Genomic DNA, 12,819 nt, shown 5'->3' on the forward strand with positions numbered 1-12,819 from the left:
TACCTCACATTGCAATGAAGTACATGAGCAATGTAATCAAAAGAGTAATAAGCTAAAATGTTGGGTGTATAAGAGAATAGTGAGCAGTTATCATTCTCTAGAATTATACTTATTCTGTATCCGATGTACCTCGTCCATTAACTCGTTGCCAATAATCGTAGTCATCTGATCGTATACAGCTTTCCATGCATTCTTCCATTGCTCTCTTTCTCTTGTTGTAAGAAAGTGAATAGTAACAACATCTTTTTTTCTTAATTCACGTGTATAATGATCATTCATCTCAATCGCGTGACGTTTCCCCCAATCCGTTGCTTCACTTAAGGCAGCTTGAATGGCTGATTGATTATATTCAGATAATGATTCCCAAAAAGGCTTATTAATAAAAACACCGTATCCGAGATAACCGTGATTGCTCATAGTTACAAACGGTTGATGCTCATAGAATTTTTTAGAGTAAATATTAGAAATCGTATTTTCCTGTCCATCAATAAAATGTACTTCCAAGTTTTGATAAGTTTTATTAAATGGTAAGCTACTTGTGCTAGCATGTACTTGATTAAATTGTTCCTTAATAACAGGACTAGGCATAATACGGAAATGGAGTCGGTTTACATCATCTGGTAGTTTGATAACGTGTACTTGATTCGTAAGCTGTTTATAACCGTTATACCAAAAAGTCAAGCCCTTCACGTTTGTATTATGAAGGTTTGCAAGCAATGTTTTCCCTATTTTACCCTCATATGCTTCCGTTACTGCCTCGTGTGTAGGGAATGCATAGGGGAGATCAAGGATACCCCATTTGGGAAATAGCTCACTTACCTTAGCTGTTGCCGGGGCAATCATTTCAACATTCCCATTTTGGATGGCTTCCCACTCATTGGTGTCATTATATAGAGACCCATTTGCATAAATGTGGACTTTGATTCTTCCATTTGTTTTTGCTTCTACAAGTTGAGCAAACTTCCGGGCTGTTTGTCCCTTTGGTGTGTCAGTCGCAACAACATGACTAAACCGAATGATGATTTGTTCACGTAATCCCTCTTGTTCATCATCATAATCATCTGTTCCACGAATTGTCTCGAAGTCAATTCCAATTACGACAGCGGAAACAAGTCCTGTTATAATAAATGTTAGAATTATAAAAAAGTTTCGCAAATAATTACCTCCATGAACTAAATAGAGAAAGTTCAGTGTGTGGTCATTCATCCCGCATATAACCGCAGTAAGCTCCCGCTTCAAGTAATAAAGAGAAACCAATATGGGCGATGGATCGACTGCCGGTAAATGTCCGATTGGTTCGGGCCTCCATGGAAGTAGGTCACAAAGGCGTTGCCACAGGAAGTGGCGAATGAAGCCTTTGTACGTATTTGTTTTAGTAAAAACGGACGGAAGTTTTACTTTATCCCGCATATAACTGGCAGTAAGATACCCACTTCAAGCAATAAAGAGAAACCAAAATGGGAAGTGTGGAACAACTGCCAGTAAATGTCCGATTGGTTCACCTAACCATCCGTGGGGATAAACAAAACCCCCCCACGGATGGAAGTTTCACTTTATTTTATCATAATATTCTATCAATCATTAAACTTAAGGAGAAGTGGGGAATGGTAAGTCTTCGTAAAATGCCAATTAGACTAAAGATTATGATTCTATCTTTTGGGATTGTTCTATTTACGCTCTTAATTGGTGGCATTATGCTTATCGGCAATCTTTTTCAAGGAAAAGAAGAAGGGCTTGGTGAGCGTGGACTTATGACAGGGAGGATCGTGGCGAACTTACCAGAAATAAAGGATTCAATTGTAAAAGCACGAGGCTGGAAAACAATCAATCCAATTGTTGAGCGAATACGTACGATTAATCAAGTTGATTACATTGTTGTTTTAAATATGAACCGTATCAGATTCTCCCATCCAATCGAAAAACAGCTCGGAACGGTATCGTCAGGGAAGGATGAAGGGGCTGCTTTTGCTGAGCATAGTTATGTTTCAAAAGCGAAGGGGGAACAAGGAACTGCTATCCGTTCTTTTGTTCCAATTGTTAATGATAGCTTTGAACAAATAGGAGTAGTGCTTGTCGGAAATATGCTCCCATCATTTTGGAACATACTTTTATCTATACGAGTAGAAATAATGATCATTGCTTTACTGACAATAGCCTTTGGAATCATTGGTTCTTATTTATTGGCAAGACATGTTAAAGAACAGACGTTTTGGATGGAGCCATATGAGATAGCGAGGGTGCTAAAAGAGAGAACAACAGTTTTTCAAGCAATGCATGAAGGCGTTATTGCTGTAGATCGTGATGAGCGGTTAGTTGTTTTTAATGAAAAGGCAAAAGAGATTTTACATATTGAAATGGATGTTAATGATGCTCTCATGAGTACGGTCTTGAAAGACAAAGTAATGGTACAGCAATTAAGAGGGCAGACGGCAGCTTATAATGAAACATTGAGAGTTCATGAGAAGCTAATTATGTTAAATCGGATTCCAATAGAAATAGAAAACGAACGGATAGGCTGTGTGGTGGTTTTTCAAGATCGGACAGAAGTTACAAAGATGGCAGAGGAGTTAACAGGTGTAAAAGCTTTTGTCGATGCATTACGTGTTCAAAATCATGAACATATGAATAAGCTTCATACAATTGCAGGATTAATTCAGTTAGAAGAAAATGAGCGAGCGTTGGAATATGTTTTCCAAACGACACAGAAGCAGGCGTCCTTAACAAGGTTCATGATGCAACGAATTAAAAGTTATAGTATTGCAGGTTTGCTTATTAGCAAGATACGTAGAGGTGAAGAGCTAGGAATTGATGTTAGAGTGGATGGTCAAACGTCAATAAAAGCATTTCCAACTGTGTTTAACAATCATGATATGGTGCTCATACTAGGGAATTTAATTGAAAACGCAATTGACGCATGTGCTATATCAGAGATAAAGCAAAAAAGGATTAATATCACAATTTATCAAAATGAAACGGATTGTATGATAAAAATCATTGATAATGGAATTGGTATCGTTGATACGGATCGAATTTTTGAAAAGGGCTATACGACCAAAGGGAAATCCGGATCAGGAATTGGCCTATATTTAATACAGCAAATGATATCCAAGGCAGAAGGGACTATATCAGTTGATTCAGTATTACATCAGGGGACACAAATTATTATAACGATTCCAATGATGTTGAGAAAGGAAGGGTTCCGTGATAAGAGATTCAGAAGTGAAAGTATTGCTGATTGAGGACGACCCTATGGTACAAGAAGTCAATAAAAGAATGGTAGAAAGGGTAGAGGGCTTTCACGTTATTGCAATAGCCGAAAACGGGAAGCAAGGCTTGGAATTATGTCAATACAACAATCCCGATCTCGTTCTGCTGGATATCTATATGCCTGAACAAGATGGTATCGCAGCACTTAAAGCGTTAAGGGAGTTAGAGTTGGATTTGGAGGTGATTATCATTTCCGCAGCTAATGAAATGAATATGGTTCGTAATATGCTACATCACGGAGCTCTCGATTATATTATTAAACCATTCAAATTTGATCGTCTTGTTCTGGCACTGACTAAGTATAATCGTTATCGTCGCCAATTTAATGCAAGTGAAAAGGTAGATCAGCAAACGATTGATGTCTTAATGATGCAGAATGAACAGAATAGTAGACAAGGACATTTGCTGCCTAAAGGCTTAAATAAACAAACATTGAATCAAGTAATTGAATTTTTAGGCTCCCAGAATGAGCCTGCTTCAGCAGATAAAGCAGCTGAAAGTATAGGTATTGCACGGGTTACCGCAAGGAGATATTTGGATTACTTAGAGAAGATGGATCGCGTAGAGATTATCCTCCAGTATGGTGTGGTTGGTAGACCAGTTAATCGATACAAGCTTATTTAATGGCTATCTAAAAGACCAATATGAACAAAATGTACAATATGTTCATATTATTCTTAAAATAAAATGAAAGCGTTATCATATAGAAAAGGATTTTAAAGGAGGGTACTTGTTTTGAAAAAATACCTTGTGTTGATATGTATGTTTTCAATTATTATCGCTTTATCAGCTTGTGGAGAGGAAGAAGCAGCCGAACATTCGGAGGAAGTTAGTGGTGATGGTCAACCAATTGTTTTTGGGACTGGCGGTACTTCGGGAACGTACTACCCCATTGGCGGAGCATTAAAGCCTATTTTTGAAGAAAGTGATTATATTAATAATGTCACTGTCGAGTCTACTGGTGCTTCCGTAGCGAATATTCAGAATATGCAGGATGGGTTAAATCAGATGAGTATTATTATGAGTGATGTAGGTTACGATGCGCTTCAAGGAAAGGGACAGTTTGAAGGTAATCAAGTGGATGTGCAAGCAATGGCTGGTATGTATCAAAATGTTGTTCAAGTTGTCGCAACAGCGGACAGTGGAATCGAAGCAATCGAAGATTTGGAAGGAAAACGTGTTGGTGTTGGTAAAGTTGGTTCAGGAGTCGAGCAAAGCGCTAAAAAGGTATTAGAGGTACTTGGATTATCATACGATGATCTTTCCAAAGTAACGCATACTGGTTATGCGGATAGTGTACAGGAAATGAAAAACGGAAATTTAGATGCAGCATTCTTCACCTCTGGAGTACCGAATAGTAATATAACTGATTTAATGCAGCAAAACGAAGTAGTATTTGTAGAAATTAACGGTGAAATTGCAAAAAAACTAATGGAGGCGTATCCATTCTATAAAGAATTTACGATTCCAGCTAGAGATGAGGCGATGTATAACCTAGATCGAAAGGTAAATACGGTTGGTATTCAAAACATAATTACTGTTTCTCCAGAGCTTAGCGAAGATCTCGTATATGATTTGACGAAACGATATTACGATTATTTAGGAAGCGAAGAGGTATCTATAAGTGCATTAAAACAACTCGATCGGGATGACTTGGCCGAAGGTTTGGTAGTCCCAATCCATTCAGGTGCTAAAAAGTTTTATGAAGAACAGGGGATTTTAAAATAAGATGCTTCAATAAAAGGATGTCGCGACTTAAATGGATAGTGATAACGATTATAATGGTTGGGCTAGGTGTGTTGCTCGTACCAGTAAATGCAATACTTGTATCACAAGGAACAACCATCACCTATGCTTTTCTTCAAAATGATGATGTTTTTTCTTTACAGTGGATTCATTCTGTTGAAAAGGAAGCCTGGGTGGAAAACTTCATAGTTGATGATCAAATTATTTCATTAGATTCCACCAAATTTAAAACATTTGGTGCTGGAGTTCCTACATGGTCAGAGCATTCAACCGAAGTTCAAGATGGTTGGGTATATATGCAGATAGATAGAGTGATTGGTGCCGAGCTAGTGCTAAGGTCTTCGCTAATGAATGATTACCAGTTGATCTATCAAAAGAAAAGATACCCTTTGGAAGCAAGTAATATGGCTTATATAATAGAGGCTAAACAAGCGCCTCTCTTCTTCATTCTATGGACAACAGTAAAAGAAATGGTGGGATGATATATGAATGAAAAAGCAAATTTGGAGGGGTTTGAACGGGAAAGCAATGTACGTACACAATACCCATTAGTTATAGGCATCCTAATTACCGTGTTAGCAGCTGGATTAGGTTTGTTTCATCTTTATACGTCATATGCTGGTTCACTTGTAGATATCAAACAACGTAGTCTTCATTTATACACATTAATGGTGTTAGGTTTTTTATTATATCCTATAATGAAAAAAAGAAAGCACAACGGTATCCCCGTCTATGATTATCTGTTTGCGGGGATATCCCTCCTACTTGGTATTTATATGCTTGCATCTGCTAACCGAATTATTGAATCTGGTGGTCAAATTAACGATATAGATGTTTATGTCGGTATTGCTGTCCTTATTATATTATTTGAGATTACAAGAAGGGTGACGGGGTGGGGACTAACGTTACTCGCATTTGGATTTCTTGCTTATGGGTTTTACGTAAAGTTATCCATATATCCTGAGCTAACAGGTCCCATTATATTAAGTGTTTCGGAAGGAATTCTATCTCATTTAATCTACATCACAGAGGGAATCCTAGGGACAGCAATCGGAGTATCTGCTAGTTATATTATATTATTTATTCTGTTTGGTGCATTTTTAAGTAAATCGGGAATGGGGCAGATGTTTAATGATCTGGCAATGGCGGTAGCTGGTCATACGAAGGGTGGACCAGCTAAGGTGGCTGTTCTGGCAAGCGGCTTTTTAGGTTCAATTAATGGTTCCGCTATCGCAAATGTAGTGACAACGGGTGCTTTTACGATTCCGTTAATGAAAAAAGTAGGATATCAGAAGAATTTTGCAGGGGCTGTCGAGTCTTCTGCTAGTGTTGGTGGGCAAATATTACCTCCAATAATGGGAGCAGCAGCCTTTATCATGGCTGAGAATCTAGGTATACCATATACAACAGTGATCTTAGCTGGAATTATTCCTGCATTATTATTTTATATTGGTATTTTACTCCAGATCCATATTAGGGCTTCTAAGCTTGGTTTACGTGGATTAAATAAGAATGAGTTGCCAACTGTGAAGGAGGTATTAATCCAACGTGGTCATCTCCTGATTCCAATGGCTATCCTATTGTATTTGCTATTTACAGGGAAGACGCCATTCTACGCAGCGTTTTGGTCGATTGTATCAACGATTATTATTACAGGTACTGGAAGAACGTTACTTATCGGAATGGCAGTTTCTTTATTTCTTATATTTGAATCTCAGATAAGAGCACTCCTATCAGGGATAAGTATGCCGATGTTACGTGATAACTGGTTAGAGCTTGGGCTAATTGTCCTGATACCTTTAGTCATTAATCTTATACGTAAAAAGGCAAAGGTGAAAGCAGAGGAAATAGATGTTCGGGATTTTTTTGGGGCATTGGAAAAAGGTGTTCGTACAACCATTCCTGTGGCAGTTGCTTGTGGTGCGGTTGGCATTATTGTAGGTATAGCTTCTTTAACCGGTGTAGCGCTTGAGATTGCAAGCTCCATCGTAAGTGTCGGTGAAATGATTCAGAGTCCCCTTGTTCAGCTTTTAATCACATTAGCGTTAACGATGGTCGCGTCGATTATTTTAGGGATGGGATTACCAAGCATTCCAACCTATATTATTACAAGTACAATGGCAGCCCCAATATTACTACAATTACCATATTTTAGAGAATTAGCTGGAACAGATGAAACAGCTATTTTTGTTGCACATATGTTTGTGTTTTATTTTGGAATTTTTGCTAATATCACTCCGCCAGTTGCGTTAGCTGCCTTTGCAGGTTCAGGTATTAGCGGTGGTGATCCGATGCGTACAGGCATGCAAGCAATGAAACTAGCAATTGCTGGATTTATTGTACCATTTATGTTCGTCTTTTCTCGTGAAATGTTGATGATCGATGCTACGATTAGGAATCTACTACTTATTACGGTGACTTCACTAACAGGGGTTTTTCTTTTATCCGTAGCAGCTGAAGGCTTTTTGAAGGATGCACTTCCCTGGTATATCCGAGTGATAGCAACCTTAGGAGCATTGCTGCTCATCTATCCTGGTATTTGGACAGATATGGCAGGCATATTAGCTCTTATTTTAGTTCTATCCTCCAACTGGCGAAAAATAATAGAAAGAGAGAGAGAAAATCAGGTCGGTTAATAGAAATAAATGATAAAAAAGATGTTAATTATCCATGCAAAAGCATCGATATCAACATCTTTTTTAATAGTCTAGGAAATTATAAAATTAGCCGTGGATAAATAGGGGTGTGTTGAGACGCGTCCAGCTCCAGCATCCAGAAACGAGGCGACTCACGAATCGTATTACGATAAGTCATCATCGGCACATCGTAATTTCTTTATCTTAGTTGACTCGCTCCAGTCGCTACGTATCTAGTCGGGTGCTTATGCTTTTGTTATCCCACAAACAACTGGCAGTAATACCACCACTTATTGAAGTTTCATTTTATATTTACTCATGCTCACCATTTCGGTAAGCTTCATTTAAGCTTTTGTAATCCTATGATATAATAGATATTAGACTGATAAAGGAGGTGAATATAAGTGATGATAGAATTATTAAATGAAGTAGTTAATGATGTGTCGCCATTCTATCTATATATTAGTATATTACTTACGATTGTATCTACCTATCAATTCTTAACAATAGATGCGCGAAATATTATAGAAAATAATAATATTTTGACAAGGGAATATCATAATCTACGTGTACGGTTATTGCCAATGCAAGAATTATTTGGCGAATGTAGAGAGGTTATTGAATGGTTAATTAAAAAGACAAATCGAATAGCATCGCCTGATGATGATACAGACAACGAATCCTTCTCGTTCCAAGCAAATGAATTATCAAAACGAGGAGGACAACAATGGATCGTCAATTTATATTCACATTCCTTAAGAAATATAGTGTAATTAGTATTATTCTTGTAATCTTTTTAACGGGTTGCCAAGGTGATACTAGCGCTGCAGGTTTTTTTAGTTTTGAAAATCCCTTTTCGCAGCTTATCAAATATATTGCCATACTGTTTGGTGGCGACTATGGATTATCAATCATCGTTCTAACGTTGCTTATTCGTTTGCTTTTAATGCCATTATCTTTAAAACAAACGAAAAGTGCTGCAAAGACGAAAGAAAAGATGAGCGAAATGAAGCCTGACATGGATGCTATTACGGATAAGTATAAGGACAAAAAAGATGCAGAGTCGAAAGCAGAGATGCAAAAGGAAATGATGCAACTCTACCAGAAGCATCAATTTAACCCTTTAAGCTCATTGGGGTGTTTGCCGATGCTTATTCAATTTCCGATTATCATAGCGGTTTACTATGCGATTAGGAATTCGCCAGAAATTGCCGCACATTCATTTCTCTGGTTCGATTTAGGACAGGTTGATTTGATTCTACCATTTGTCGCAGCGGCTATTTACTTTATTCAATCGAGAGTATCGTTAACAGGGATGGACGAAAAACAGAGGAAGCAGATGGCGGTTATGTCGCTCTTATCGCCTGTTATGATAGGGTTTATTTCCTTTAATGCACCTGCTGCATTACCATTATATTGGACGGTTAGTGGACTGTTTTTAGTTCTTCAAACATTGTTAGCAAAAAGATTGTACTATCTGAAAATCCAACATTAAATAGCGTTGACATCCGAATGTATCCTATTTATAATTACTCGAGTGGAATGGATAGTAGAAAACATTCCGTGCGGGAGAGGTTCTTAGCTTTAACCCTCTATAAAAAACTAAGGACAAATGATGTGATAAAAAGTCATGTGCCTTAGGCCATGGCTTTTTGTTTGTCTAGAGAATTACAAAATTAGCCGATGTGGATAAATATGGGCGTGTTGAGCTCCAGCACCCAGAAACGAGGCTACTTCACGAATTGCCCTACGACAAGTCACCATCGGCTCGCAAAGCACACCGTGATTCCTTTATATCCGTTGACTCGCTCCGGTCGCTAGGTTTCAAATCGGCGCTTGCACTTGTTCGTTTTGGTGAATTATATTAAATGCTTTGTTTCTAAATGGAGTATTAAGTAGGTACGCACTTGTTTTAGCGAAAGAATATTTAAAAGGAGGCTTCGCGATGGCTAGTAGAAGTAATGATGAGTTAACTGGTGTAACACAGCTAGGAAGTCAAGGAACGATGTATGCTTTTGACTACACACCGGACGTACTGGAGGTTTTTGATAACAAGCACCCGGGTCGTGATTATTTTGTTAAATTTAATTGCCCTGAGTTTACCACGCTTTGTCCTAAAACAAATCAGCCTGACTTTGGGACGGTGTATATTAGCTATATACCAGAAAAAAAAATGGTTGAGAGTAAGTCACTAAAGCTTTATTTGTTCAGTTTTCGTAATCATGGTGACTTCCATGAAGATAGTATAAATATTATTATGAATGACTTGATTGATTTAATGGCACCCCGTTATATTGAGGTCTGGGGAAAGTTTACACCGCGTGGAGGGATCTCCATAGATCCCTACTGTAATTATGGTAAAGCGGGTACTAAATTTGAGAAGATGGCAGATCAAAGACTAATGAATCATGATCTATACCCAGAAAATATAGATAATCGTTAAAAAGTAGAGGGTTAGGTTTAGGTCTCTTCCTTTATAATCTCGTTTGCAGCACAGACTACAGATTTACAACGTAGTGAAGATTAGGACGTGCTGGCATATTAATGGACAAGGAAGAGGAGTTTTATGTTTATCTATCTTAATGCGTTATTTGTTGGGCTTTTATTACTATCAAATATATTAGCTGTTAAACTGTTTCAAATAGGAGAATTTATTTTGCCTGGGGCTGAGATTGTATATGTCGTGACCTATTTGCTTACAGATGTGATTGGAGAAGTATATGGAAAGAATACAGCTAGAAAAACGGTTCAGGCAGGATTTATAACCCAGTTGCTTGCGGTGTTTTTCATATTTATTGTTGTTCATTTACCTGCTGCACCAGCATTTGGTCTACAATCAGAATTCGAACAAATACTAGGTGGTAGCTTTCGTGTTATTGCAGCTAGCTTGCTCTCTTATATAGCAAGTCAACACCTTGATGTAAGTATTTTTCATCGTCTTCGTGCAAGCCATGGTGAGAAGAAGCTATGGATACGAAATAATGTCTCAACGATGACAAGTCAACTTATTGACACAAGTCTGTTTATAACCATCGCATTCTGGGGAATCGTGCCGCTACGAGTTCTATTGGGTATGATAGTCACCCAATATATATTTAAACTAATCATTGCAATAATAGATACGCCGTTTGCTTATTTGTTGGTTAAATGGGCGAGGAAGCTTGAGGCAAAATAATAAAGTAACTTTTAATTGTTTATAGGATTTTATTTATTGTAAAGATAATCAAAGATTTATAAACTGCCAATTCCATTGACTTTGCTGAAGAATGAAAGCAAAACAGTAGATTAAAACCAGTTATATTGATAGGATCTCCTACTTCAGGTTCCTATCTTTATGGCCGGTTTTTAATTTTCATGAATATATGAAAGGAAGGGTTGCGTATGCATCATTAAGTAGGCAACTTTATAAAAAAGAGATTCGTATAAGGTAATAATTCTGAATAATTAGTTAATATAATGGTGATGTAATTACAAATTGAGGAGGGGAAATGGATGGATGAATCGGATAAGCTATTAAAGATTCTTGGTAATAAAGATGTGCTTGCACTTGCTTTTGGAGCAATGATTGGCTGGGGATGGGTCGTTACGTCTGGATTATGGATTACAGAAGCTGGCTCCATGGGAGCGATGCTAGCCTTTGCTATTGGAGGGCTACTTGTTGTCTTAGTTGGATTAACTTATGCCGAATTGTCCTCAGCGCTGCCATTGGTTGGAGGAGAGCATGTATATACGTATAAGGCAATGGGCAGAGTAGCATCGTTTATTGCTACATGGGCCATTATTCTTGGTTATGTGTCTGTTGTCGCATTTGAAGCTGTTGCATTTCCTACAGTTTTCGAGTATGTCATACCTGGTTACAGCCAGGGGTACTTATATACGATAGCTGGCTGGGATGTAACAGTAACCTGGGCAGGTATAGGAATTCTTGGTTCGTTATTGATTGCTTGGATTAATTATCGAGGTATTAAGCTAACAACAGTTATTTCCTTTATATTAACATTAGTAATTTTAATAGCAGGTCTTATGTTAATAACAGGTAGCACATTTGGCGGGAATATAGCAAATATGAAGCCGTTAGTTGAAACTGGTGTAGCAGGTTTATTAACAGTTATCATTATGACACCATTTATGTTTGTTGGATTTGATGTCATTCCGCAAGCGGCGGAAGAGATTAATTTACCACAAAAGAAGATTGGTCAGTTATTAATTGTGTCAGTAGTACTCGCTGTTATTTGGTATATTGCCATTATTTTTGGGGTATCACGAATTTTAGATGCTTCTGAGCTTATGGCGTCCAACTTAGTTACCGCTGATGCAATGGCAAAAGCATTTGGCAATAGTAAATTAATGGGGAATTTTCTTGTGCTTGGAGGGATTGGTGGGATTTTAACAAGCTGGATTGGGTTTTATGTAGGTGGTAGTCGCGCTATTTTCGCTTTAGCAAATGCAGGTATGTTACCAAAGTCACTTGGAGAGTTGCATCCTAAATATAAAACGCCCCATAAAGCTATTCTATTAATTGCTGTATTATCTACGGCAGCTCCTTTACTTGGTCGGCCTGCTTTAGTATGGCTAGTTGATGCTGGTGGCTTAGGACTTGTAGTAGCGTGGTTAATGGTAGCAGTATCTTTTATTATTTTGCGCAGAACAGTTCCTAATATGAAACGTCCTTTTAAACTTCCTGGAGGGACTACAATAGGGTGGATAGCTGTATTAATGTCCGGAGGAGTTATGACCCTTTATTTGCCAGGTATGCCATCTGCTTTAATTTGGCCATATGAATGGATCATTGTAGGGATATGGATATTATTGGGCATTATACTTTATAACTACTCCATGGCCAAATATGGTAAAGGATATGCCGACGAGCACATGAAAAAAGAAATAAATCGGGTAGCGTAGAAGCAGAATGGAAATGAGAAAGAAGAAAGCTGTTACTAAAAAAATTTTAGTAGCAGTTTTGTTATAGTTATAGTCTAGGAAATTATAAAATTTGAGCCTGTATATAAATATAGGCGCGTTGAGAAGCATCCAGCTCCAGTGCCCAGAAACGAGGCGACTTCACGAATTGCCCTAACCTAAGTCATTATCAGCTCACAAGCTCATCGTGATTCCTTTATTTCCGGTGACTCGTTCCTGTAGCTACGTTTTTATTCGGGCGCTTGCGCTT

General features: G+C 37.9%; 11 protein-coding genes and 1 riboswitch. Of the genes, 10 read left to right on the forward strand and 1 reads right to left on the reverse strand.

The annotated features are described in order from the left end of the window. Nucleotides 1-90: 90 nt before the first annotated feature. Nucleotides 91-1,155: a DctP family TRAP transporter solute-binding subunit gene (locus tag JUJ52_RS07720; protein WP_026682142.1), complete on the reverse strand. Its 1,065-nt coding sequence runs from the start codon at nucleotides 1,153-1,155 to the stop codon at nucleotides 91-93. 449 nt (nucleotides 1,156-1,604) lie between these two features. On the opposite strand from JUJ52_RS07720, the gene JUJ52_RS07725 reads away from it, so the two are divergent. The 10 genes from JUJ52_RS07725 (at nucleotide 1,605) to JUJ52_RS07770 (ending at nucleotide 12,551) form a co-directional block, all read left to right on the forward strand. Further along, entirely contained in the window at nucleotides 1,605-3,239 is a 1,635-nt protein-coding gene (locus JUJ52_RS07725; protein ID WP_051388376.1) for an ATP-binding protein, read from the forward strand. A 10-nt stretch (nucleotides 3,240-3,249) separates the two neighbouring features. Further along, nucleotides 3,250-3,891: a response regulator gene (locus tag JUJ52_RS07730; RefSeq protein WP_051388377.1), complete on the forward strand. Its 642-nt coding sequence runs from the start codon at nucleotides 3,250-3,252 to the stop codon at nucleotides 3,889-3,891. 111 nt (nucleotides 3,892-4,002) lie between these two features. Further along, a complete protein-coding gene (locus tag JUJ52_RS07735; RefSeq protein WP_026682144.1) occupies nucleotides 4,003-4,995 on the forward strand; it encodes a TAXI family TRAP transporter solute-binding subunit in 993 nt (330 codons plus the stop codon). 17 nt (nucleotides 4,996-5,012) lie between these two features. Then, a complete protein-coding gene (locus JUJ52_RS07740) occupies nucleotides 5,013-5,495 on the forward strand; it encodes a DUF1850 domain-containing protein (RefSeq protein ID WP_080668723.1) in 483 nt (160 codons plus the stop codon). Nucleotides 5,496-5,498: 3 nt separating this feature from the next. Further along, a complete protein-coding gene (locus tag JUJ52_RS07745; RefSeq protein WP_121604369.1) occupies nucleotides 5,499-7,649 on the forward strand; it encodes a TRAP transporter permease in 2,151 nt (716 codons plus the stop codon). Between the two features lie 404 nt (nucleotides 7,650-8,053). Further along, nucleotides 8,054-8,422 carry a hypothetical protein gene (locus JUJ52_RS07750; RefSeq protein ID WP_152525440.1) on the forward strand — a complete coding sequence of 123 codons (369 nt, stop codon included), beginning with the start codon at nucleotides 8,054-8,056 and terminating at the stop codon, nucleotides 8,420-8,422. Further along, on the forward strand, nucleotides 8,377-9,144 hold the full coding sequence (gene yidC, locus JUJ52_RS07755; RefSeq protein ID WP_205389453.1) for a membrane protein insertase YidC: 768 nt from the start codon (nucleotides 8,377-8,379) through the stop codon (nucleotides 9,142-9,144). The genes JUJ52_RS07750 and yidC overlap by 46 nt, the downstream gene beginning before the upstream one ends. 70 nt (nucleotides 9,145-9,214) lie before the next feature. Further along, a riboswitch (PreQ1 riboswitch) is annotated at nucleotides 9,215-9,261 on the forward strand. 333 nt (nucleotides 9,262-9,594) lie between these two features. Further along, nucleotides 9,595-10,092 carry a preQ(1) synthase gene (queF, locus tag JUJ52_RS07760; protein WP_205389454.1) on the forward strand — a complete coding sequence of 166 codons (498 nt, stop codon included), beginning with the start codon at nucleotides 9,595-9,597 and terminating at the stop codon, nucleotides 10,090-10,092. Nucleotides 10,093-10,215: 123 nt separating this feature from the next. Beyond that, nucleotides 10,216-10,824 carry a queuosine precursor transporter gene (locus JUJ52_RS07765; protein WP_205389455.1) on the forward strand — a complete coding sequence of 203 codons (609 nt, stop codon included), beginning with the start codon at nucleotides 10,216-10,218 and terminating at the stop codon, nucleotides 10,822-10,824. Between the two features lie 317 nt (nucleotides 10,825-11,141). Beyond that, complete coding sequence (locus tag JUJ52_RS07770; RefSeq protein ID WP_026682149.1) at nucleotides 11,142-12,551, forward strand: APC family permease; 1,410 nt, start codon at nucleotides 11,142-11,144, stop codon at nucleotides 12,549-12,551. The last annotated feature ends 268 nt before the right edge of the window (nucleotides 12,552-12,819 follow it).

The sequence above is a fragment of the Virgibacillus sp. AGTR genome, assembly GCF_016919725.2.
Taxonomy (GTDB): Bacteria; Bacillota; Bacilli; order Bacillales; family Amphibacillaceae; genus Virgibacillus; species Virgibacillus salarius.

Bases quoted from the DNA above. Each gene is read 5' to 3' on its own strand.
- JUJ52_RS07725 (WP_051388376.1), top strand. From the start codon at position 1,605: ATGGTAAGTCTTCGTAAAATGCCAATTAGACTAAAGATTATGATTCTA.
- yidC (WP_205389453.1), top strand. From the start codon at position 8,377: ATGGATCGTCAATTTATATTCACATTCCTTAAGAAATATAGTGTAATT.
- JUJ52_RS07745 (WP_121604369.1), top strand. From the start codon at position 5,499: ATGAATGAAAAAGCAAATTTGGAGGGGTTTGAACGGGAAAGCAATGTA.
- JUJ52_RS07740 (WP_080668723.1), top strand. From the start codon at position 5,013: ATGTCGCGACTTAAATGGATAGTGATAACGATTATAATGGTTGGGCTA.
- JUJ52_RS07730 (WP_051388377.1), top strand. From the start codon at position 3,250: ATGGTACAAGAAGTCAATAAAAGAATGGTAGAAAGGGTAGAGGGCTTT.
- JUJ52_RS07765 (WP_205389455.1), top strand. From the start codon at position 10,216: ATGTTTATCTATCTTAATGCGTTATTTGTTGGGCTTTTATTACTATCA.
- JUJ52_RS07770 (WP_026682149.1), top strand. From the start codon at position 11,142: ATGGATGAATCGGATAAGCTATTAAAGATTCTTGGTAATAAAGATGTG.
- queF (WP_205389454.1), top strand. From the start codon at position 9,595: ATGGCTAGTAGAAGTAATGATGAGTTAACTGGTGTAACACAGCTAGGA.